At 67.6% G+C, this 19,307-nt stretch carries 24 protein-coding genes; 11 read left to right on the top strand and 13 right to left on the bottom strand.

Annotated elements, in window-relative coordinates; all coding sequences use genetic code 11:
• Window positions 1-299: 299 nt before the first annotated feature.
• From KBZ12_RS06300 to KBZ12_RS06275, 6 genes are all read right to left on the bottom strand, one after another.
• Entirely contained in the window at window positions 300-662 is a 363-nt protein-coding gene (locus tag KBZ12_RS06300) for a hypothetical protein (protein ID WP_254957059.1), read from the bottom strand.
• Complete coding sequence (locus KBZ12_RS06295; protein ID WP_254957058.1) at window positions 652-1,452, bottom strand: fatty acid desaturase; 801 nt, start codon at window positions 1,450-1,452, stop codon at window positions 652-654. Before KBZ12_RS06295 ends, KBZ12_RS06300 begins: the two co-directional genes overlap by 11 nt.
• Before the next feature lie 26 nt (window positions 1,453-1,478).
• Window positions 1,479-2,435, bottom strand: coding sequence for an orange carotenoid-binding protein (locus KBZ12_RS06290; protein WP_254957057.1), 957 nt, complete (start codon window positions 2,433-2,435; stop codon window positions 1,479-1,481).
• Window positions 2,436-2,620: 185 nt separating this feature from the next.
• Entirely contained in the window at window positions 2,621-3,388 is a 768-nt protein-coding gene (locus KBZ12_RS06285) for a phycobilisome rod-core linker polypeptide (protein WP_254957056.1), read from the bottom strand.
• A 73-nt stretch (window positions 3,389-3,461) separates the two neighbouring features.
• Entirely contained in the window at window positions 3,462-3,647 is a 186-nt protein-coding gene (locus KBZ12_RS06280; RefSeq protein WP_254957055.1) for a hypothetical protein, read from the bottom strand.
• Window positions 3,648-4,052: 405 nt separating this feature from the next.
• The gene (locus KBZ12_RS06275; RefSeq protein ID WP_254957054.1) at window positions 4,053-4,880 is read right to left on the bottom strand and encodes a transglutaminase family protein; all 828 of its coding nucleotides are present in this window, start codon (window positions 4,878-4,880) and stop codon (window positions 4,053-4,055) included.
• 137 nt (window positions 4,881-5,017) lie between these two features.
• On the opposite strand from KBZ12_RS06275, the gene KBZ12_RS06270 reads away from it, so the two are divergent.
• From KBZ12_RS06270 to KBZ12_RS06250, 5 genes are read left to right on the top strand one after another with little or no spacing between them, the layout of a single operon-like run.
• Complete coding sequence (locus KBZ12_RS06270; RefSeq protein WP_254957053.1) at window positions 5,018-5,254, top strand: galactose oxidase; 237 nt, start codon at window positions 5,018-5,020, stop codon at window positions 5,252-5,254.
• 56 nt (window positions 5,255-5,310) lie between these two features.
• Window positions 5,311-6,294 carry an ATP-binding cassette domain-containing protein gene (locus KBZ12_RS06265; RefSeq protein WP_261359851.1) on the top strand — a complete coding sequence of 328 codons (984 nt, stop codon included), beginning with the start codon at window positions 5,311-5,313 and terminating at the stop codon, window positions 6,292-6,294.
• A complete protein-coding gene (locus KBZ12_RS06260) occupies window positions 6,291-7,103 on the top strand; it encodes an ABC-2 family transporter protein (RefSeq protein ID WP_254957052.1) in 813 nt (270 codons plus the stop codon). The genes KBZ12_RS06265 and KBZ12_RS06260 overlap by 4 nt, the downstream gene beginning before the upstream one ends.
• Complete coding sequence (locus tag KBZ12_RS06255) at window positions 7,103-7,891, top strand: ABC transporter permease (RefSeq protein ID WP_254957051.1); 789 nt, start codon at window positions 7,103-7,105, stop codon at window positions 7,889-7,891. Before KBZ12_RS06260 ends, KBZ12_RS06255 begins: the two co-directional genes overlap by 1 nt.
• Window positions 7,892-8,767 carry a PfkB family carbohydrate kinase gene (locus tag KBZ12_RS06250; RefSeq protein WP_254957050.1) on the top strand — a complete coding sequence of 292 codons (876 nt, stop codon included), beginning with the start codon at window positions 7,892-7,894 and terminating at the stop codon, window positions 8,765-8,767.
• Here the strand turns inward: KBZ12_RS06250 and KBZ12_RS06245 are convergent.
• Complete coding sequence (locus tag KBZ12_RS06245; RefSeq protein ID WP_254957049.1) at window positions 8,754-9,146, bottom strand: VOC family protein; 393 nt, start codon at window positions 9,144-9,146, stop codon at window positions 8,754-8,756. The genes KBZ12_RS06250 and KBZ12_RS06245 overlap by 14 nt on opposite strands.
• A 65-nt stretch (window positions 9,147-9,211) precedes the next feature.
• Between KBZ12_RS06245 and KBZ12_RS06240 the strand changes: the two genes are divergently transcribed.
• The 3 genes from KBZ12_RS06240 to KBZ12_RS06230 all read left to right on the top strand — a co-directional run bounded on the left by KBZ12_RS06240 (window position 9,212) and on the right by KBZ12_RS06230 (window position 10,751).
• Window positions 9,212-9,865 (top strand): methyltransferase domain-containing protein, encoded by a 654-nt coding sequence (locus KBZ12_RS06240; RefSeq protein ID WP_254957168.1) that lies wholly within the window; start codon window positions 9,212-9,214, stop codon window positions 9,863-9,865.
• Between the two features lie 8 nt (window positions 9,866-9,873).
• On the top strand, window positions 9,874-10,467 hold the full coding sequence (locus KBZ12_RS06235; RefSeq protein ID WP_254957048.1) for a pyridoxamine 5'-phosphate oxidase: 594 nt from the start codon (window positions 9,874-9,876) through the stop codon (window positions 10,465-10,467).
• A 71-nt stretch (window positions 10,468-10,538) separates the two neighbouring features.
• On the top strand, window positions 10,539-10,751 hold the full coding sequence (locus tag KBZ12_RS06230; protein ID WP_254957047.1) for a hypothetical protein: 213 nt from the start codon (window positions 10,539-10,541) through the stop codon (window positions 10,749-10,751).
• Window positions 10,752-10,757: 6 nt separating this feature from the next.
• Here KBZ12_RS06230 and KBZ12_RS06225 read toward each other — a convergent pair whose 3' ends face one another.
• From KBZ12_RS06225 to KBZ12_RS06215, 3 genes are all read right to left on the bottom strand, one after another.
• Window positions 10,758-11,534, bottom strand: coding sequence for a hypothetical protein (locus KBZ12_RS06225; protein ID WP_254957046.1), 777 nt, complete (start codon window positions 11,532-11,534; stop codon window positions 10,758-10,760).
• An 82-nt stretch (window positions 11,535-11,616) separates the two neighbouring features.
• Window positions 11,617-11,760: a chlorophyll a/b-binding protein gene (locus KBZ12_RS06220; protein ID WP_254957045.1), complete on the bottom strand. Its 144-nt coding sequence runs from the start codon at window positions 11,758-11,760 to the stop codon at window positions 11,617-11,619.
• Window positions 11,761-11,822: 62 nt separating this feature from the next.
• Window positions 11,823-12,083 carry a hypothetical protein gene (locus tag KBZ12_RS06215; protein ID WP_254957044.1) on the bottom strand — a complete coding sequence of 87 codons (261 nt, stop codon included), beginning with the start codon at window positions 12,081-12,083 and terminating at the stop codon, window positions 11,823-11,825.
• A gap of 340 nt (window positions 12,084-12,423) precedes the next feature.
• Between KBZ12_RS06215 and KBZ12_RS06210 the strand changes: the two genes are divergently transcribed.
• From KBZ12_RS06210 to KBZ12_RS06200, 3 genes are all read left to right on the top strand, one after another.
• Window positions 12,424-14,013, top strand: a complete 1,590-nt coding sequence (locus tag KBZ12_RS06210) for an FAD-binding domain-containing protein (protein WP_254957043.1) — start codon at window positions 12,424-12,426, stop codon at window positions 14,011-14,013.
• A gap of 32 nt (window positions 14,014-14,045) precedes the next feature.
• Entirely contained in the window at window positions 14,046-14,726 is a 681-nt protein-coding gene (locus KBZ12_RS06205) for a DoxX family protein (protein WP_254957042.1), read from the top strand.
• An 86-nt stretch (window positions 14,727-14,812) separates the two neighbouring features.
• Window positions 14,813-15,331, top strand: coding sequence for a hypothetical protein (locus tag KBZ12_RS06200; RefSeq protein WP_254957041.1), 519 nt, complete (start codon window positions 14,813-14,815; stop codon window positions 15,329-15,331).
• Window positions 15,332-15,337: 6 nt separating this feature from the next.
• On the opposite strand, the gene KBZ12_RS06195 is transcribed toward KBZ12_RS06200, so the two are convergent.
• From KBZ12_RS06195 to KBZ12_RS06185, 3 genes are all read right to left on the bottom strand, one after another.
• Window positions 15,338-16,387, bottom strand: coding sequence for a hypothetical protein (locus tag KBZ12_RS06195; protein WP_254957040.1), 1,050 nt, complete (start codon window positions 16,385-16,387; stop codon window positions 15,338-15,340).
• 164 nt (window positions 16,388-16,551) lie between these two features.
• A complete protein-coding gene (locus KBZ12_RS06190; RefSeq protein ID WP_254957039.1) occupies window positions 16,552-16,995 on the bottom strand; it encodes a cupredoxin domain-containing protein in 444 nt (147 codons plus the stop codon).
• Complete coding sequence (locus KBZ12_RS06185; RefSeq protein ID WP_254957038.1) at window positions 16,992-19,094, bottom strand: copper-translocating P-type ATPase; 2,103 nt, start codon at window positions 19,092-19,094, stop codon at window positions 16,992-16,994. The genes KBZ12_RS06190 and KBZ12_RS06185 overlap by 4 nt, the downstream gene beginning before the upstream one ends.
• Window positions 19,095-19,307 lie beyond the last annotated feature (213 nt).

The raw sequence follows: 19,307 nt of genomic DNA, 5'->3' as shown, positions 1-19,307 counted from the left end.
CCGTCGACAGCCCTTTTAGAAAGTGATGAGCTCGCTGGAGAGAAATCTTGGAATCCTCCCTACCTTACAGGCCCTGCGGTCCAACGCCCCGTGGACGGAGGGCGAAATGACCGGCCGGGCCATTGCCGCAACAGTGCTGCAGACCTGCATCTTGACAGCCCAGGCGCGGGGCGTCGCTGAACCCATCCCAGGCCCTCAGCCAGGACAGGGCAAACAGGGTGGGTTCAACCCGCTCCGGTCCTGGGGCGGTGGCCCGAGGACAACGCAATGGCGAGCCGGATCGCAACCAGTGGCTTGACTCACATGCGGGACATGGCCGCGATCTTGCTGAGCTTGTCCCTATCCAACCCGTCAAGTTCATCCACTTGGAGCAAGCCGTCTTTCACGAGGCTGGCGAAGACGAACAAAAGTCCTGCAAGACGGAAATCGAAGCGACCTTCAATTTCGTGGCGTTGAATGCTTAGGAAATCATGAAGCTTCCAGCATTCCTCGACCGAGTCCATACGGCTGGCGTGGGCTTGAGCGGCCCGGATGATGCCGAGAACCGCTCGGGAGTGGGCCTTGTCAAAGGCGCGCCGTGCCACGTCCTGTTCCTGCTCCGTCCATTCCAACACCGCTGTCACCATCGAACCCAACATCTGTTTTTTGACCTTAACGCGCAAGCCCGAGCCGCCGCGAGCCGTTCCCCCGCCCGTGATCAAGAGAAACACGTCGCCTCAAGTCCGGCAGCCGGAACCAGGGCACCGCCGGGTAGGCATGGTGCTCCCAGTGGTAGCCGAAGTGATAACAAGCCAGCAGGGAGAGGAGGTGGGAGTAACCCAGACTTCGCACCGCATGGCTGCCGGCAGGAAGACATCCTTGGCTGCGGTGGGGAAGATAGGTGCCGAAAAGGAACAGCTGAAACGAGCTCAGCACCAACGGCAGCACCCAGAACACGACCACATTGATCGCCCGTTGGGGGTCCAACTGCAGCAGCAGTGCCGCTGCGGTGATCCAGGTGATCAGGAGCATGGCCAACTGCTTCCAGGAGAGATAGTTGCCCATGAAACGCCTATACCAGCGCAGGGCACCATCGCCACTGGCGAAACGGAAATCGGGATCCCGGAGGCTGCCAGGTGAGCGGTGATGACGCAGATGCTGGCGACGACAGCGGCCAAAGGGCAAGCCGGCGTAAAGCACCAGGGCCAGGCGGCCCAGTCCATCGTTGAGGCCAGGGCGCCCGGGCACCAGGGTGCGGTGCATGGCGTCGTGACCCAGGATGAACAGGCCGGTCTGGAGGAACGTCCGTCCGGCGACAGCCAGCAGGATGGCCGGCGCAGGCCACTGGGCCGGATGGGCCAGCAGCAACGCGACAAGGCTGGCCAACCAGCCCCAGAAGATCACCATCCCAAGCCAAAAACCCCTGCCCAGGGGGGCAGGGGAAACGGAGCGAACCTTCGCCTCGTCCGCCATCGGGCCAGGCTGGAGGGGGGAGCCCGTCAGCGTGCGAATTTGAGCAACTCGGCCGGGGACGCCAGCAGGTCGATCGCCACGAAATAAATCCGGTTCTCGGGATCCAGCAGGAAGCGCCAGGCCACGTTCATGCCGACGCCAGCGCCGAACCAGGGGGTCTGGACCTTTCCGGTGACCTTGATCTGGGTGAAGCCACCATCGGAGGGCTCACTCACGCCACTTTCGGGGAGGAGCTTGAGATTCTGGCAGTCTTCGCGGAAGAAGCGGAGCACGGCATCGGTGCCGACGATCGGACGTTGGAAGGGGGGCTGCAGGGCGCCGTCGGGAAGGAACAGCTTGATCAGCTGGTCGAAATCGTTGGCGTTGAGCAGATCCATGTAGGACAGGATCGTGGCATTGTCAATTCCCGCGATCGACACCTTGGTGCGTTGCTCGGGGGCCGTCGGCAGCACGATCGGCTCGGCGATGCGCTCAGCCCCGTCCACCTTGCTGGGGTCGAAGCCCATGTCGACGACGAAGTTGCGCAGCACCGTGATCTGCTGACCGGCATCGATGCCCTTCACCGAGGACAGCACCGAAGCGGCATTGGCGGAGAGCTGATAACCCTGGGGGATCGGGGCGACGAGGCCTTCCTCCATCCACTCACCGAGGCGATACCAGAACCCCAGCTTGATGTTGACCGACCAGATGGCGTAGGTACGGCAGATATCGGTGTCAGCCCTGTTGGCCAGATCCACCATCACCTTGCTCTGCTCGTCGAAGGTCATGGCCTTGATCCGGTTGAGCACCGGCTCGGCGAACTGCATGCGGGCCGCCCCGGGCGCAGCGATGGTGATGGTCTTGCCCATCTCGAGGTAAGCGAACCAGATCAGCGCCAGCTGGTCCTCGGCGCTCAGCAGGGAGAAGCGAGCGGTGAGAGCGGGCACCACATCGGCAGAAAGGGTGTCCGGAAAAATCTGGGAGGCCTTGTCGAGCGTGAACATGGCAGCAAGCTTCCGGAGGTCAAGGAATCTTTACAAATCCTAATGCATGGTGGCGCTGGCGTTGCGACCACCTGAAACCAAGCAAAGCACGATTCCGTGTCAGTCAACACAGCGAGCAACAGGCGGATAGCCCCTGCAGGGATTCGGAATAGTCCCTGGGGATGAACGCCCCCAGGGACCCCCGATCACTGAGCGGCGGTGCTCAGCATCGCGGCCGCGGTCCACAGCACCAGGCCCGTGATCGCAAAGCCCCCGGCCGTGACCAACCCCTGCCAGATCTGGCGCGCCAGGGGAGAGGGCTGCTCGCCGAGCCAGGCGGGGCGAGGGGTACCCGGCGACCAGGGGCTGGTGCCACGGGGCGCCCTGGCGGCGATCACATCGCGCCAGCGACCGTCATAACGGGGAGCCTGCTGGTTGAAGGGGCGCTCGCCCTGGGCCCGACCCGGCAACACCCGGGAGCGCTGGTAAGGCACCGTGTCGTAACCGAAGGAATCGAGATACTCGGCCGAATCGAGCAGGGCATCCACCAGGGTGACGAGCCCATGTTGGGCAATCAGGATCGAATAGCTGATGCGTTCCTGTTCGCCATAGACGGGCCGGCCCAGAACCCTGCCGACCATTTGCTCCACCAGCCGATAGTTGCTGTTGCAATCATAGAAACCCTCACGGAATCGCCTGGAAAGCAACAAGCCGCGGATGAAATCTCTCATGGTGATCTGTCCGCTGCGCAGCTGGGATTCCAGCACCACTTCGCGATCCACCTTGAAGGCATGAAAGAAGATCTGGCGGTAGGCCTGCTCGATCTGAACATCCAGACCGAGGCGATCACCGGCGGTCTTGCCCGTCTCCAGGCTGGCGACAGCCTGACGGGGAGATTCCTCAGTGGCGATCGCGAAACTCGGCACCCTGGCGTTGAGGCTCGAGGGTCGGGCAGCGAGCAGGGGAAGGGCCATGTAGGGCATCAAGGAGAACGACTCGGAAAGATACCGAAGATCAACAGTGGCCTAGGGACTGCGGCCAGTTCCCTCACACAGCGTTACTTACCTGGCCGACCACGGGGGGCTCCTGGATGGCCTGGGGCAGCGGGGGAGCGGGAAGCGCGGAGGGCTCACAGTCCAGCCTGAGCACCCGCTCAAGGGTCTGGTTGCGGTAATTGCGCAGGCAGTACTTACAACCGCCGGTGGTCTGGAGATGGCGCTCAGGCGTGATCACCACCTCTCGGACGGGATGCTCAACGCAACGAATCTTAATGGGAGTGCGATAACTCTTATAGATCATCTGGGAATAGTCATATCTTGTGCCGAATCGGGAAATGGCTCGCTCCAGAAACGTGGCCTCATCAATCCGTAAACCCATGGTTCAGTCCGAAGGAATCGATTCATAAGGCCCAACGGCACCTCGGTCCTGGTCCCACCTCCCAGGGATGGGGGACCGGTGGGCTCACGAAGGGCAGAGGGGCTTCAGCCGACTGGCATCGGAACCGCTCGACGGATGCGAGGGTCCCAGAACTGCGGGGATTCTGCACCCTGCGCCACACGGGCAGACCCGGCGCATGATTTCTCCACATTTCAACGGCGCCGCCGGCCGCTGCGGCGGCCTGTACTGATGCTCCGGGCCTCAGTGGAGGGCGCTCTCGGAGGGGGCCAACTCCTCCGTGATGACGCGGAAACCAGTGAGCTGGTGATCGCCGAAGGAGCGCAGGAAGGGCACATCCGCCGCATCCCGGCCCCGGGCGATCAGCACCCGGCCGATGCGCGGGGTGTTGTGGCGGGCATCAAAGACGTGCCAGCGATCCTCGAGAAACGCCTCGAACCAGGCCGAGTAGTCGATCGGATCCGGCAGGGCGGTCACGCCCGTGTAACCCAGGTAGCCGGTGCAGTAACGCGCCGGGATGTTGAGGCAACGGCAGAGACTGATGGCCAGGTGGGCGAAATCCCGGCAGACGCCGCACCCCTCCCGCAGGGCATCGTGGGCGGTCTTGTCGCTGCGGGCGGCGCCGTAGTCGAAGCAGAGCTGCTCATGCACCCAGTCGCAGATGGCCTGCACCCGCGACCAGCCCGGCCGGACCCCGCCGAAGCGCCCCCAGGCCACCTGGGCCAGGCGGTCGGTGTCGCAGTACCGGCTGGGGTTGAGGTAGGGGTAGGTGACGATCGGCAGCGCCCCCACCGGACACTCGCCCACATCCGCAGCCACCGGATCGGGATGGCCGCCATCGGCCACCACCACCTCGAACCCCAGCGTCGTGCTGCCGGGGGAGGCCATGAAACGGCAGGCCCGGTTGCCGTCGGCGTCGGTGAGCACCTCGGCGATGCGATCCGGGCTCAGCCACAACCGCTCCGGGCTGCGCCGATCCTCCAGGCGGCTGCCATGGGGATGGACCAGGGCCAGCACCGGCGTCGGGGCCCAGCAGGAGAGGGTGAGTTCGCAACCAAGCCGGATCAGCATGGAGAAGGCAAGAGAAACGGCACCACCCCGAGGGACGATTGTGGCCCCCCGAAGGGGGATCCGTGGCGCCCCGGACGGGGATGCGTTAGTACGGCCGTACTGCAGTCCCGGCCATGTCCGTCACCCCGCCAGCCCCCATGGCTGTCGCCTCCTGGCCCTATCTGGGGCCGGACCATCTGCTGCCCAGCCGCAGCCGTCAGATCTGCCTCACCTGCCACTGGTTCCGCCACCACGCCGACGCCGATAGTCTCCCCCTGCTCAGCTGCCAGTGGCATCAGGCCCTGATCTGCCACGGTGACCACCTCACCCAGCGCTGCCCCTGCTGGATCGAGCCACGGCATGTCGGCGGAGGCTGGTGCCCGGAAGCCGCCTGACGCCCTCCGGCATGCAAGGCCCTCATAGGGTGGGTTTCGCCTTCAAGCCCGTCCGCATGGCCATCGTCCGCGCGCAGGGCCTCGGCAAGACCTACCGGGTAGCCGACAAGCGACCCGGACTGGCCGGCACCCTGCGTCACTTCGTGAACCGCCGCGAGCGCCTGATCGCGGCCGTGCAGGACGTGAGCTTCTCGATCGAGCCGGGGGAGTTCGTCGGCTTTCTTGGGGCCAACGGTGCCGGCAAGACCACCACCCTCAAGATGCTCACGGGGCTGATCCACCCCACAAGCGGCACGGTGGAGGTGGCCGGTTGCCAGCCCCAGCGCCGCGAGGCGGACTTCCTCGGTCAGATCACCCTGGTGATGGGCCAGAAGCAGCAGCTGATCTGGGATCTGCCGCCGCTGGATTCCCTGCGGGTCAACGCCGCCGTCTACGGCATCCCCCCTGAGGAGAGCCGGCGTCGCATCGCCGAGCTGGCGGAGATGCTCGAGCTGGGGGACGAGCTGCGCCGACCGGTGCGCAAGCTCTCCCTCGGCCAGCGGATGAAGGCGGAACTGCTGGCGGCCCTGCTGCACCGACCGGCGGTGCTGTTCCTCGATGAACCCACCCTGGGGCTGGATGTGAACGCCCAGGCCAGGGTGCGCAGTTTCCTGGCCGACTACAACCGCCGCTTCGGGGCCACCGTGCTGCTCACCAGCCACTACATGGCCGACATCACCGCCCTCTGCCCGCGGGTGCTGCTGATCCACGAGGGCCGCCTCTTCTACGACGGCAGCCTCGAGACCCTCACCCAGCGCCTGGCGCCCTGCCGGGAGGTGCGCCTGGAGCTGCACGCGCCCCTGGGGGCCGAGGCCTTCGCCAGCTACGGCGAGGTGGAGGCCATCGAGGGCCGGGAGGTGCGGCTGCTGATCCCGCGGGAGCGGCTCACCGAACAGGTGGGACGCCTGCTGGCCGATCTCGCCGTGGTCGACCTGTCGGTGTCCGACCCACCGATCGAGGACATCATCGGCCGGCTGTTCCACCAGGGGGCCGTGGCATGAGAAGACACCTGCGCCAGCGGCTGGCCCACGCCCGCCGCATCGCCGCCGTGCTGCTCTCCAGCCAGTACGCCTACATGCTCGAGTACCGGGCCGAGATCGTGCTCTGGGCCCTCTCGGGGGTGTTGCCCTTCATCATGCTGGGCCTGTGGAGCGCCGTCGATGCCAGCGGCGGGCTGGGGATGGGCTCCCTGCAGCTGGCCCGCTACTTCCTGGCGGCCTTCGTGGTGCGGCAGTTCACGATCGTCTGGGTGATGTACACCTTCGAGGAGGACAACCTCACCGGCCGCCTCTCGCCCTACCTGCTCCAGCCCGTGCCCCTGGTGTGGCGCTACGTGGCCGCCCACCTGTCGGAGCAGGCCACCCGCCTGCCGTTCGTGGCGATGCTGGTGGGTCTGTTCTTCCTGCTCTATCCCGCCGCCTTCTGGTGGCCCTCCTTCTCGTCGCTGCTGCTGGCGGTGCTGGCCACCCTGGCGGCCTTCGCCCTGCGCTTCCTGATGCAGTTCACCCTGACGATGGTGTGTTTCTGGAGTGAGAAGGCCAGCGCCCTGGAACGGCTCCTCTACCTCCCCTACCTCTATCTCTCCGGGTTGGTGGCCCCCCTGGCGCTCTATCCGGAGGGGGTGCGCAACTTCGCCTTCTGGACCCCCTTCCCCTACATGGTCGATGTGCCCGCCAGGATCCTGGCCGGTGAAACTGTGCCGGTGCTGCAGAGCTTCGCGGCCATGGCCGCCTGGGCCGCCCTGCTGCTGCCGATCAACCTGCTGCTGTGGCGCCGGGGGCTGCGCCACTATTCGGCCATGGGGGCCTGATGGGCAGGTACCTCTCCACCCTGCGCATCTTCTGGATCGCCTCGCTGACGGCCGAACTGGAATACAAGGCCAACTTCGTGATTGAGCTGGTGGCCACGGCCGGCAATCTGGTCGGCAGCATCTTCGTGCTGTCGCTCTTCTACCGGCGCGGCCAGTCGCTGGGGGGCTGGAGCTGGGAGGGGGCCCTGGTGGTGCTGGGGGTCTACACCCTGCTGGAGGGGGTCACCAGCACGTTGCTGCAACCCAACCTCAGCACGATCGTGGCCCACGTGCGCACCGGCAGCCTCGATTTCGTCCTGCTCAAGCCGATCGACAGCCAGTTCTGGCTCTCGGCCCGCACCTTCTCCCCCTGGGGTCTGCCCGGCATCGCCCTGGGTGCCGGCCTGATCGGTTACGCCGCCTGGAAAGCCGGTGCCAGCCCGGCGCCCCTGACCCTGCTGGCGGCGGCCCTGATGCTGGTCGCCAGCCTGCTGATCCTCTACAGCCTCTGGTTCGTGCTGGCGGCCAGCAGCATCTGGTTCGTGAAGATCTGGAACGCCACCGAGGTGCTGCGCAGCGTGCTGGTGGCGGGCCGCTTTCCGGTCAGCGCCTTCCCGGCGGGCCTGCGGGCCTTCTTCACCTTTGTGGTGCCGGTGGCCTTCCTGACCACCGTGCCGGCCGAGGCGATCCTGGGGCGGGCCACCGGCCCCTGGCTGCTGGCCGGGGGGGCCGTGGCCGCCGGCTCCCTGGTGGTGAGCCGTTGGTTCTGGCAGTTCGCCCTGCGCTTCTACACCTCCGCCTCCAGCTGAATGGAGCCCCTCGTCCCCCTTCCCCTGCAAGCCCTGCCGCCCCTGCCACCCCTGGCCCTGGCGGTGGTGGGCCATGTGGAGATGGTGAGCTTCATCGGCGTGGCGCACCTGCCGGCAGCCGGCGAGATCCTCCATGCCGACGATTTCTGTGAGCTTCCCGCCGGAGGCGGTGCCGTGGTGGCGGTGCAGATGGCCCGTCTCACGGGACAGCGCATTCCCTTCTTCACCGCCCTCGGCAACGACGCGCTCGGCCGCCGGGCCGCCGAAGAGCTCGAGGGCCTGGGACTGGAGCTGCACATCGCCTGGCGGGAAGCCCCGACCCGGCGAGGGATCACCTTCATCGACGCCGGCGGCGAGCGGACGATCACGGTGATCGGCGAGCGGCTGATGCCCACCGGCGCCGATGGGCTGCCGTGGCAGCGGCTGGCCGGGGCCGATGGCGTGTTCGTCACCGCCACCGATGCGGCTGGCCTGCAGCTGGCACGGCGGGCCCGGGTGCTGGCCGCCACCCCGCGGGTGCGGCTGTCGGCCCTGCGGGAGGCGGGCGTGGGCCTCGACGGCCTGATCGGCAGTGCCGCCGATCCCGGCGAGTCCTACCGGCCGGGGGATCTGGAGCCGGCGCCATCGCATTACATCGGCACCGAAGCCGAACGGGGCGGGGTGCTGGAGCCCGGCGGCCGTTATGCCGCCGTGCCGCGCCAGGGCCCCGTGCTGGATGCCTATGGCGCCGGCGACAGTTTCGCCGCCGGCGTCACCACGGCCCTGGCCGCCGGCTGGAGCCTCGAGGAGGCCATCAGCCTCGGCTGCCACTGCGGCGCCGCCTGCCTCGATGGCCGCGGTCCCTACGCCAGTCAGCTGCAGCTCAGCCAGCGCTGACCAGGAGCAGCAGCCGGTTGCCCTCCGGATCGGCCAGCCAGGCCTCGGCCCCGAAGGGTTCCTGCCGCGGCGGCTCCACCGGCACCGCCCCCTGGGCCAGCACCACGGCGAGCCAGTCGTGGAGCGCCTGCAGGGGGGGCGCATCGCCCGCCGGGCGCGAGAAACAGAGGGACAGCCGGCCCTCGCCGCGGGGACGGGGGCGCCGGCGGGACGGGGCGTAGATCTCCAGCCGCCCCTCGCCAGGCCCCAGCAAGCGCCAGTGGCGGGCACTGGCGCCCGCCAGGGGCGTGGTCTGCAGCAGGGCGCCGTAGAAGACGGCCAGACGCTCGGGGTCGTCGGCGGCCAGCACCAGGAAGGGGGGTGGAACGGCAGGGGTCATAGCGGAAAGCGCCGCCTCGGGCGCCGCGATTCGCCACCATGGCAGCAGAACGGATTCCCGAGGCCATGGCGGTGCTGGTGCTGAACGAGGCGGAGCGACGCAAGCTGGACGGCTCCGACGACGCCCTCTTCTATGCCGAACCCCGCTACGTGCAGCACCTCGACGGCGCCTTCCGCCGCCGGCTGACGGCGCTCTACCGCGAACGGATCCCCCCCTGTGCGGTGGTCCTGGATCTGATGAGCAGCTGGGTGAGTCACCTGCCCGAGGAGATCCGCTACGAAGAGGTGATCGGTCACGGCCTCAACGGGGCCGAGCTGGCGGCGAACCCCCGCCTGGATCGGCACTGGCTGCAGAACCTCAACCAGGACCAGCGGCTTCCCCTGGCGGATGCCAGCGTGGATGCGGTGCTGCTGGTGGCGGGCTGGCAGTACCTGCAGAGACCCGAGCCGGTGGCGGCAGAACTGCTGCGGGTGGTGCGCCCCGCCGGCCAGGTGATCGTGGCCTTCTCCAACCGGATGTTCTTCCAGAAGGCACCCCAGATCTGGACCGACGGCAGCGACCGGGATCACCTCGCTTACATCAGCCGGGTGCTGCAGGCCCAGGGCTGGCCGGCCCCCCAGCTGATCGCCGAGCCGACGCGGGCCGAGGGCCCCCAGGGCTGGCTGGGGGGGCAGGGGGATCCGTTCTTTGCCGTGGTGGCCGAAAGACCTGCGCCTTAGGCACCCCCATGGCCGACGCCATCCCCAGCCCAACCCAGGACGAGCCCCTGCCCCGGTGGCGCCCACTGCTGCGCGGGGCGCTGGAGCGCCAGGGCCGTTCTCCCCAGGCCCGCTGGCTGCAGCTGGCCAGCCTGGCCGCGGATGGCACCCCGAGGGTGCGGACCCTGGTGTTCCGTTGCTGGTCAGGGGCCGTGGCCCTGGATCTGCTCACCGACCGCCGCAGCGCCAAAAGCGGTGAACTGAAAGGGAAAGCCGCCCTGGAGCTTTGCTGGGTGCTGCCGAAGGCCCGCTGCCAGTTCCGCCTCCGGGGCCACCGGCTCCCGCTCGCTGGCGAGGAGGAACAGCAGGCCCTGGATCGCCACTGGCTGGCCCTGACCCCCAGGGGCCGGGCCCTCTGGGGCTGGCCGACGCCGGGGGAGCCACTGCAGGCGGACGCGCCTTTCCCGCGGGAACTCGATGACAGCGCCCCGAGACCGGAGCATTTCGAGCTGCTGCGGGTGCAGCTGCAGCGGGTGGAACTGCTGGAGCTGCTGGGTCACCCGCACCGGCGCCGCTGCTGGCGAGCCGCCAGCGACTGGCAGGAGGAATGGCTCAACCCGTAAGACCCACAGACCCCGCGTGGCGTCCACGTTTAACAGATCTTTACATTAGCCTGGGCCAAAGCAAGAGATCCATGCTTGAAGCCCTGTTCCCGATTGTTTATATGGTCAGCTTCGCGGTGATCGCCGGCGGTGCCTTCGCCCTGATGACCCAGAACCTGCGCAGCGCCTCGACCATGCCCGCGAAGCGGTCCTCCCACCCCGAAGCCCCCGCCCCGGGGGAAGAGGTTCTGTACGTGGACCTCAGCCGCGAACGGCTCGAACAGCTCTACGAACAGGCCAGCTGAGGGCAGTCAACCGGGAAACACCGTGATGCTGGACGTTTCCCGGTAGTTGTCATCCGCCATGCTGTCGACCCGGAAGGAGGTCCAGGTGGCAAAGGGCTCCGGATCACTGGCGGTCACCGGCCATTCGATCCGTCGTCTTTGGTAGGTCAGCCCAACGCAGGTCAAGGCCTGGTCGTCGGCCATCAGCGACCAGAGCAGCCGCAGGTCGCTGCGCTCGTAGGGGATGCTCCCCTCCTGAATGCACGGATCGGCCGGGTAGCCCGGGGAGAGCTCGAGCGAACGCTGGTTTTCCCAGCAGAGGTATTGGCCGTTTTCCGTGGGATAGAACCAGCAGGTTTCGTTGTCGGCCTCCCGCAGGGAGAACTGGTCGAGACAGCGAATCGAGGCGATGGCCAGGCGATCCGCCGGGTGGCCGGTGCGTCCCTCAAGCTCCCCACCGTTGAGCTCGTAGGCACCGAGCCAGAGGGAACGGGGTTCCAGGTGGGGCACCAGGGCATCACAGATCATTCGGCGGACGGAGGCCGTTTCCGCCGGGGAGGTGAGGTCGTCCTGGCAGAGATTGGTGCGGAGGGGCACGAACGGATCGGCCCCACTGACGTTGGCCTGACCTGAAGCGACCAGCTCATCGAGGCTCAGCTCGGGTGGGGTCGCCGTGCGGAACATGCGCAGGGCAATGCCACTACCGACGCCAAGACGCTGGGCCGCCTGAAGTTCTGCCCAGGCCGCGCCATCGCCGGGCAGGGCTCCTTCCGGGGCCAGGACAAAGACAAGAGCGTGCGCCATGGAGGATCGGGGTGAACGCTGCAGACATCAAAGCCCGGATGGCAGAACCATCCGGGCTGAATCAGGCGAACCTTCCGGTGAATCAGCCCAGGCCGATCTGGGCAAGGATGCCTTGGCCGGTGAGGATTTCGGTGCCGAGGCCGATCACGAAACCGAGCATGGCAAGACGGCCGTTCCAGGTTTCAGCGAAAGCGACGAAGCCGAAGCGGGAGGTGGAGTCGGTCATGGAAGGGGTTGTTTGCGAAACTTGAAGGGAGTGTAAACGATCGTGAAGCGTTGTGACTGTCGTCAGCGATGCCGTTGACGCCCCAGGGGCTCGATCCATTCCTCGCAAAAGCCGGAGGTGGGCTGCTCGGGGGCCGGAGCGTCGGCGGACGCCAGGCGGCAGCCCAGCTGGATGTCGCCCTGATCGAGCAGACGACCGAGCCTGAGGGCAGTGGCTTCCTCCAGGCGGGAGAAATGGTCCTGCCCATGGGTGAGCCAGGAGAGTTCGGTGGGGGTGATGATCCCGGTGGCCAGAGATTCCAGGTAGAGCTCGCCGACCGTCATGGCTGATGTAACGGAACGTAATGATTCTGGCGCGTGGCAGCGGAGACCGCGTCACGGCGCCGGATCGGCGCCGTGACGCGCCTGGGGGAGTCAGTCCTTTACAATTCTTAAGACGTTCTTCGGGGACGGGTTCGCTGACCCGTCCTTTTTTTTGCCCATAGGCCTGGGCCCAGGGGCAGGATGAAGGCTCAGTCGTCGGGTACGCCCATGGAGACGGAAACGTTGCTGCCCCTGGCCGGGGCGGCGGTGCTGACCCTGATGGTGGTGGTGGGGGTCGTGGTGGTGGTGCTGCGGCCCAGCGACCTGCCGAAGCGCTGAGCGCACTTCCTAGCCTGCACCAATGGCGCTGCAGGTGGTCTGGTTCAAGCGGGATCTGCGCCTCCACGACCACCGCCCGTTGGTGGAGGCGGCGCGACGCGGCCCGGTGCTGCCCCTCTACGTCGTGGAACCGGAGCTATGGCAACGCCCGGACGCTTCAGCCCGGCAATGGGGCTTCTGCCGGGAGGCGCTTCAGGAGTTGGCAGAGGCGCTGGCCGGCCTGGGCCAGCCGCTGGTGGTCCGCGTTGGCGAGGTGGTGGCCGTGCTGGAGGCCGCCCATCGCCGCCATGGCATCGCCGGTCTCTGGAGCCACCAGGAGACTGGCAATCTCTGGACCTACGACCGGGACCGCCGCGTGGCGGCCTGGGCCAGGGATCGGGGGATCCCCTGGCAGGAAGGCGCCAGCTTCGGCGTGATCCGGGGCTTGAAGGATCGCCGTGGCTGGGCCCGGGCCTGGGAACAACGCATGGCCGAACCCCTGCTGGCCCCTCCCATCGCCCTGACTCCTCTGGCCGGGATCGCCGTGCGGGCCCTGCCCGCCGCCAGTGACCTGGGACTGGCGGCGGACCCCTGCCCCCAACGGCAGCGGGGCGGCCGCCGGGCCGGCATGGAACTGCTGGAAGGGTTCCTGCGCCAACGGGGACGGGGCTACCACCGCCGGCTCTCCAGTCCACTGACGGCCTTTGAAGCCTGCTCGCGACTCTCGCCCCACCTGGCCTGGGGCACCCTCTCGATGGGGGAGGTGGTGCAGGAGGCACGTGCCCGTCGGCTAGCCCTGGTGACGCTGCCGGCCCACGCCAGCGCCGGCTGGCCTAGGGCGCTGGACGCCTTCATCTCGCGCCTGCACTGGCACTGCCACTTCATCCAGAAGCTGGAACGCCAGCCCTCGATCGAAATCCTGGAGCTGCATCCCGCCACCCGGGGGCTGCGCCGCACCGATCCCGAACGGCTGGCGGCCTGGAGCGAGGGACGCACCGGGGTGCCGTTCGTGGATGCCTGCATGCGCGCCCTGCACCACAACGGCTGGATCAACTTCCGCATGCGGGCGATGCTGCTGTCCTTCGCCAGCCATCACCTCTGGATCGACTGGCGCGACAGCGGCCTGCACCTGGCGCGCCAGTTCGTGGACTACGAACCCGGCATCCACTGGAGCCAGTGCCAGATGCAGAGCGGCACCACTGGCATCAACACGATCCGGATCTACAACCCGATCAAGCAGGGCCTCGACCACGACCCGGAGGGGGTGTTTCTGAGGCGCTGGCTGCCGGAACTGGCCGGGGTGCCGGCGATCTGGCGCCACGAGCCGTGGCGGATGGATCCGTCCACCCAGGCGGCCAGCGGCTGCCGCATCGGCGCCGACTACCCCGCCCCGATCGTGGATGTGGCCGCCGCCGCCCGGGAGGCCCGGGAACGGCTCTGGGGCCTGCGACGCCAGAGCGGCTTCGGCGCCGCCGCCGACGCGATCCAGGAACGGCTCGGCTCGCGCCGCTCAGGCCTTCCCCCCTCCGGCAAGGGCACTGGTCCCAGGCGGCGGCGGGTCGCCGACGGACAGCTCTGCCTGGACCTGGGCATGGGCCTGGCCCCGGAGGGCGCTTCACGTTCCGTTACCTAAATCGGCAGAATCTTAATAATTCCACCGCCGCCATGACCACCACCCTCCTGCTTGAGATCTTCGCGGGATTCTTCACCGCCTTCATCGCCCTGTGGATGCTGGCGCTCAACCGTCCAACGGCTGGCGCTGCTGCCGTGCCCATCAGCGTCGAAGATGGCGACCCTGCCCCTGGGACCCCCATCCTCTCGGCCGTACGGCAGGCCCTGTCGTCCTATCTCCTGCGGGAAGGGCGCCTGGCCAACACCGGCCTGCTGGTCCTGCGCCTGGCGATCGGGGCGATGATGATCCACCACGGCCAGGACAAACTGGCCGATCCCCAGGCGTTTGCCACCAACTACGTGGTGCCCCTGCACCTGCCGTTCCCCCTGTTCCTTGCCCACGTCGCGGGCTACTCGGAGATCCTGGGCAGCTGGCTGCTGATCCTCGGCCTGCTGTCGCCCCTGGGGGCGCTGGCCCTCACCGGCACCATGGGGGTGGCCGCCTACCACCACATCCTCACCAGCGGGCTGAACATCTACGTGCTGGAACTGGTGGTGCTGTACCTGGGCGGCAGCCTCGCCCTGCTCCTGGTCGGTCCGGGGCGCTATTCGTTTGATGCCGGCATCCTGTCCGACCTGCTTCGCGATGGGGACGCCGAGATCGCTCAGGACGGCACCGCCACGGCCGGCACCGCCACCCTGCCCACCTACGGCCTGGCGGCCGAGGCCGGCTGAAGGGTCCCTGGCCTCCGTAAGGGCCGGCACGCTCGGCAGGTCTCCTGTCACCCATGGCAGGCTGGACGTCCGGCTCCCTTGTTCCCATGACCCGCGAGCACGACCCCTTCCGCATCCCCCGCGCCGGCTGGGAGGTGGCGCCCCTGGCGGGTCTGGCTTCGGTGGATCTGAACCACAACGGTGGTGCCGTCAGTGGTGGCGAGTTCTTCTCGGAATCGACCGTTGGAGGGGTGGTGCTTTACGCCACCTACCAGGCGCTGCTCACCGCCCTGCGCACCGAGGCCCTGCGCAAACGGGGCGAGATCGACCGGATCACCCAGATCCGGCTGGTGCTGGGCACAAGCCTGGAATCCGCCAAAACCGGCGTGGCCGTGGGGGCCGTGCTTTCGGTGGTGCTGCTGGTCTTCCCCTGGCTGGCGGCACCGATGGCGGTGATGGGTGTGGTGGGCAGTGCCAAGGCCTCCCTGGATCTGTTCCATGCCTTCTGGGATGGGCTCGATGCGGAACAAAAGCTCCAGGTCACCATCGCTGCCCACGAAGCCGGCGTGAATCTGCGTCGGTTCTTCAGCAACGCGTCCGATGGCGTGGGCACCATGGCGGGTTGACGGCCGTCACTGGCCGCCGAACAGCTGCTGCAGCAACCCGCCAAGGGCCTGCCCCAACCCTTCAGCGTCGCTGCCCTGAACCACCTGTCCATAGCCATCCACAGGCTGCAGGGCCTGATTCAACTGGGCCGTTGTGGCCTGGGTGGAGCTTCTGAAGCCCAGGTTGAACACGTTGCTCCAACCCAGCTGGATGTCCGTGCGGTACTGGTCGGCATTCACCTTGGACACGACGGCCGCCGTTGCGCCGTTCGGCAACTGGATGTTCCAGGGGTTGTTGCCCTGGGCCGTGAAACGGATGGTGCGCAGCTGGTTGGAGATCGGCAGCCTGTCGAAGGTGAAGGCCAGGGTCTTGGAACCATTGACGTTGTTCTGGACGATCTCGTAGCGGCAGGTGCCGTTGTAGATGGAGATCCCCGCATTGGTCCAGGCGCAGGTGCCGCTCTGGCGGGTGCGGGTGAAAGCGGGACGGAAGCTGGTGTTGGGTTGCTGTCCGGGGTTGAGGCCGCTGCCCGGTCCCCAGGTGGATCCGGAGCCGCCGATCACCGTGCCCTGGCCGCCCTGGTTGACGCCCCCGGCATTGGAGCCGAACAGCCAGGGATTCAGCCGTGGGTCGTAGGAGGTGCGCTGGTTGTTGGTCCAGCAGCCGCGCAGGTTGAAGTTGCAATAGCGGCCATTGGCGAAGGTGACATCGACGATCGGATTGTTGACCAGATTGTTTTCCAGATTGCGGCGCGCACGACGGCCGAACTCTTGCTCGGTTTCTGCCAGGGCGGCACCGTTGGCATTGAAACAGACGCTCACGGAGCCATCACAGATCACCCCCTGGACAGGGAACGTCAGGGATCTGCCGCTCGGTCGGCCGTAACCGGCGCCCCCGGATCCGCCCCCGCCGCCCCAGGGCGTGGTCTGCCCCGGCGTCTGCTGGCTTGGGGACCCCCAGGGATTGCCCTGGGCCCGTGCCTCCGGTGCCGCCACGGCCATGGGCAAAGCGACCATGGGCAGGGTCACGAACAGCAGCGATGCCTGGCTGAAGAGTCCGATGAAACTTTTTTTCATCAATCCTGGAACACGTTCACGAGCACTGGAATCAAGGATACCAGGATTGGTCTTTCGAACCCTTTTTATCTGGCGATCTGCAGCAACCAAGCAGAAGAATTGTCAAGGTTGGTGATCACAACGCCGCATGGTGATCACAGGCCAGCTCGAAAGCCTCTTCCCCGTCACTCCGCAGCCAGGCTGCCGCGCACCATGTTCATGCCGCAGTGGAACGGGTAAGGCCCCGGTCGGTTGGGCAGCAGCTCGATGCTGGTGGTGGCCCCCAGGGGGAGGTCGAGGGTGCGCTGGAAGTCCGGGAAAATCACCTGAGCCACACAGCCGCTCGGATCGGTGCGGTGAAAGCGGAGGCGCACGGGCCGGCCCGCCTTCACCCTGATCTGGGACGGGGAGTAGCCGCCATCCACGGTGATGGTGATCTCCTGCACCCCCTGCTCCCCTTCGCTGGCCACCACGCCACCACCATGGCGGCCCAGAAACCACCAGAGTTCAGCGAGGATCAGGGCCAGCCCCACCGCCGTCACCAGCACCTGAAGGGCCAGCGGCTGGGGAATCGTGCGCCACAACGGCGCTGAGAGGGAAAGAGGCGTTGCGACGAAGAGGGGCGTCATGCTGCGGCCCCCACGGAACGATGGGCTGGCTGGAAGCGGCGCAGCCGCAGGGCATTGCTCACCACCGACACCGAGCTGAAGGCCATGGCGGCCCCGGCCAGCATCGGGTTCAGCAGCCAACCCGTGAGCGGGAACAGCAGGCCGGCGGCGATCGGGATTCCCGCCACGTTGTACGCGAAAGCGAAGAAGAGGTTCTGGCGGATGGTGGCCATGGTGCGGCGGCTGAGTTCGATCGCCGCCGGTACGCCACCCAGATGGCCCGAGAGCACGGTGATGTCACTGGCGGCGATCGCCACATCGGTGCCCGTTCCCATGGCGATGCCCACCTCGGCCCGGGCCAGGGCGGGAGCGTCGTTGAGGCCGTCGCCCACCATCGCCACCGGTCCCTGGCCCTGCTCCTGCAATCGCTGCACCACCGCCGCCTTGTCGCCGGGAAGCACCTCGGCGATCACCCGCACGATGCCCACATCGGCGGCCACCACTTCGCTGGTGCGGCGTGCGTCACCGCTGAGCAGCACCACCTCCAGACCCAGGCGGCGCAGGGCTGCCACGGCGGCATGGGCTTCGGGCTTGATCGGATCAGCGATGCCGAAGCAGGCCTCGATCCTTCCGGCCACCGCGACGGCGGCCACGCTGCGGGCGGCCCTCTCCAGCCGCGACACCACCGGATCGAGGGGAGCGGTGTCCAGGCCCGATGCGTCCAGCCAGCGGGGGCTGCCCACCCGCACCTCCTTCCCGGCCACGGTGGCCAGGACGCCAAGACCCGTCATGGCCTCGAAGACGTCCACATCCGGAAGCTCCGCGTCGCCGCGACGGCTTGTGGCGTAGGCCACGATCGCTTCGGCCAGGGGATGCTCCGAGCGCGATTCCACCGCCGCCACCAGGGCCAGGAGCGTCTGGGCCGGCAGCTGGCCACTGCGGAGGCGTTCGAAATCGGTCACCTCGGGCTGGCCGGCGGTGAGGGTGCCGGTCTTGTCGAGCACGATGGTGCGCAGCCCGCCGGCCGTTTCCAGCGCCTCGGCGCTGCGGAAGATCAGGCCGTTCTCGGCCCCCTTGCCGGAGGCCACCATGATCGCCGTGGGGGTGGCCAGGCCCAGGGCGCAGGGGCAGGCGATCACCAGCACACTCACCAGGAACAGGCTCGCCAGGACAACGTTGCCGCTGACCAGGAACCACAGCACAAAGGTGGCGATGGCGATGGCAATCACCACCGGCACGAACCAGCCCACCACCTGATCCGCCAGGCGCTGCACCTGGGTGTGGGAGCTCTGGGCCTGGCGCACCAGCTCCACGATGCGGGCCAGCATGGTGTCAGCGCCCACCCGGGTGACACGGAAGCTGAAGCTGCCGCTGCGGTTCATCGAGGCGCCGATCACCCCATCCCCGGGGCCCTTGGCCACCGGTGTCGGCTCGCCGGTGAGCATCGACTCCTCCACCCAGGAACTGCCTTCCACCACCACGCCATCGAGGGGCAGCTTCTCCCCGGGACGCACCTGCACCAGATCCCCCACCATCACCTTCGCCACGGGGATCTCGGTGACGACCCCCTCCCGCAGCACCCGGGCCGTGGGGGGCTGGAGCTGGAGCAGCCGCCGGATCGCCTCGGAGGTCTGGCCGCGGGCCCGGGCTTCCAGCAGCCGGCCCAGCAGCACCAGGGTGAGGATCACCGCGGCGGTTTCGTAGTACACATCGGCCGGCAGTCCCTCGGCGACGAGGACACCCGGAAACGCGGTGGCCACCAGCGAGGCCAGCCAGGCAATGCCGGTGCCGGCGGCCACCAGGGTGTTCATGTCGGCGCTGTGACGGCGCAGGGCCGACCAGGCGCCGGTGAAGAACTCCCGGCCGCACCAGAACAGCACAGGGGAACTCAGCACCAGCTGGGTCCAGGGGCTGGTGAACCAGCCCGGCAGCCACTTGAGGTGGACACCGAGCATGTGGGGCAGGGTGGCCGCCACCACCAGACCGGTGAGCACGGCCGCCACCGACAGCTTGCGGCGCAACATGGTGAGCTCATGGGCCAGCTCCCGCTCCATGGCCGTTGCGGTACCGGCCGCCGGCTCGGCGTGGCAACAGGGGGAACCCGCGCTGGAGTGGCTCATCAGGGGCAGACCAACGCCGAGGGCGAAAGGTTCAGCCTATGGTCTCCCCTCGGCTGGAGAGTCAAGCCATCGGACCAGCCAGCCGCTCGGCGCGGCCGTGGAAGCCCCAGCCGCTCTCGCGCAGTGGTTGACAGGGAGCTTTTTCGGAATCTGCCCAGGTGTTGCCATCGACGGGGACCCATCAGGGTGTCTGTGCCGCGATCCACCCATGGC

It is taken from the genome of Cyanobium sp. Cruz CV13-4-11 (assembly GCF_024346055.1).
Classification (GTDB): domain Bacteria; phylum Cyanobacteriota; class Cyanobacteriia; order PCC-6307; family Cyanobiaceae; genus Cyanobium.
Note: the sequence above shows the minus strand (reverse complement) of the source record. Positions and strands in the feature narration are given on the sequence as shown.

Bases quoted from the DNA above. Each gene is read 5' to 3' on its own strand.
- KBZ12_RS06295 (WP_254957058.1), bottom strand. From the start codon at position 1,452: ATGGCGGACGAGGCGAAGGTTCGCTCCGTTTCCCCTGCCCCCCTGGGC.
- KBZ12_RS06290 (WP_254957057.1), bottom strand. From the start codon at position 2,435: ATGTTCACGCTCGACAAGGCCTCCCAGATTTTTCCGGACACCCTTTCT.
- KBZ12_RS06285 (WP_254957056.1), bottom strand. From the start codon at position 3,388: ATGGCCCTTCCCCTGCTCGCTGCCCGACCCTCGAGCCTCAACGCCAGG.
- KBZ12_RS06275 (WP_254957054.1), bottom strand. From the start codon at position 4,880: ATGCTGATCCGGCTTGGTTGCGAACTCACCCTCTCCTGCTGGGCCCCG.
- KBZ12_RS06270 (WP_254957053.1), top strand. From the start codon at position 5,018: ATGGCTGTCGCCTCCTGGCCCTATCTGGGGCCGGACCATCTGCTGCCC.
- KBZ12_RS06265 (WP_261359851.1), top strand. From the start codon at position 5,311: ATGGCCATCGTCCGCGCGCAGGGCCTCGGCAAGACCTACCGGGTAGCC.
- KBZ12_RS06260 (WP_254957052.1), top strand. From the start codon at position 6,291: ATGAGAAGACACCTGCGCCAGCGGCTGGCCCACGCCCGCCGCATCGCC.
- KBZ12_RS06255 (WP_254957051.1), top strand. From the start codon at position 7,103: ATGGGCAGGTACCTCTCCACCCTGCGCATCTTCTGGATCGCCTCGCTG.
- KBZ12_RS06250 (WP_254957050.1), top strand. From the start codon at position 7,892: ATGGAGCCCCTCGTCCCCCTTCCCCTGCAAGCCCTGCCGCCCCTGCCA.
- KBZ12_RS06245 (WP_254957049.1), bottom strand. From the start codon at position 9,146: ATGACCCCTGCCGTTCCACCCCCCTTCCTGGTGCTGGCCGCCGACGAC.
- KBZ12_RS06240 (WP_254957168.1), top strand. From the start codon at position 9,212: ATGGCGGTGCTGGTGCTGAACGAGGCGGAGCGACGCAAGCTGGACGGC.
- KBZ12_RS06235 (WP_254957048.1), top strand. From the start codon at position 9,874: ATGGCCGACGCCATCCCCAGCCCAACCCAGGACGAGCCCCTGCCCCGG.
- KBZ12_RS06230 (WP_254957047.1), top strand. From the start codon at position 10,539: ATGCTTGAAGCCCTGTTCCCGATTGTTTATATGGTCAGCTTCGCGGTG.
- KBZ12_RS06225 (WP_254957046.1), bottom strand. From the start codon at position 11,534: ATGGCGCACGCTCTTGTCTTTGTCCTGGCCCCGGAAGGAGCCCTGCCC.
- KBZ12_RS06220 (WP_254957045.1), bottom strand. From the start codon at position 11,760: ATGACCGACTCCACCTCCCGCTTCGGCTTCGTCGCTTTCGCTGAAACC.
- KBZ12_RS06215 (WP_254957044.1), bottom strand. From the start codon at position 12,083: ATGACGGTCGGCGAGCTCTACCTGGAATCTCTGGCCACCGGGATCATC.
- KBZ12_RS06210 (WP_254957043.1), top strand. From the start codon at position 12,424: ATGGCGCTGCAGGTGGTCTGGTTCAAGCGGGATCTGCGCCTCCACGAC.
- KBZ12_RS06205 (WP_254957042.1), top strand. From the start codon at position 14,046: ATGACCACCACCCTCCTGCTTGAGATCTTCGCGGGATTCTTCACCGCC.
- KBZ12_RS06200 (WP_254957041.1), top strand. From the start codon at position 14,813: ATGACCCGCGAGCACGACCCCTTCCGCATCCCCCGCGCCGGCTGGGAG.
- KBZ12_RS06195 (WP_254957040.1), bottom strand. From the start codon at position 16,387: ATGAAAAAAAGTTTCATCGGACTCTTCAGCCAGGCATCGCTGCTGTTC.
- KBZ12_RS06190 (WP_254957039.1), bottom strand. From the start codon at position 16,995: ATGACGCCCCTCTTCGTCGCAACGCCTCTTTCCCTCTCAGCGCCGTTG.
- KBZ12_RS06185 (WP_254957038.1), bottom strand. From the start codon at position 19,094: ATGAGCCACTCCAGCGCGGGTTCCCCCTGTTGCCACGCCGAGCCGGCG.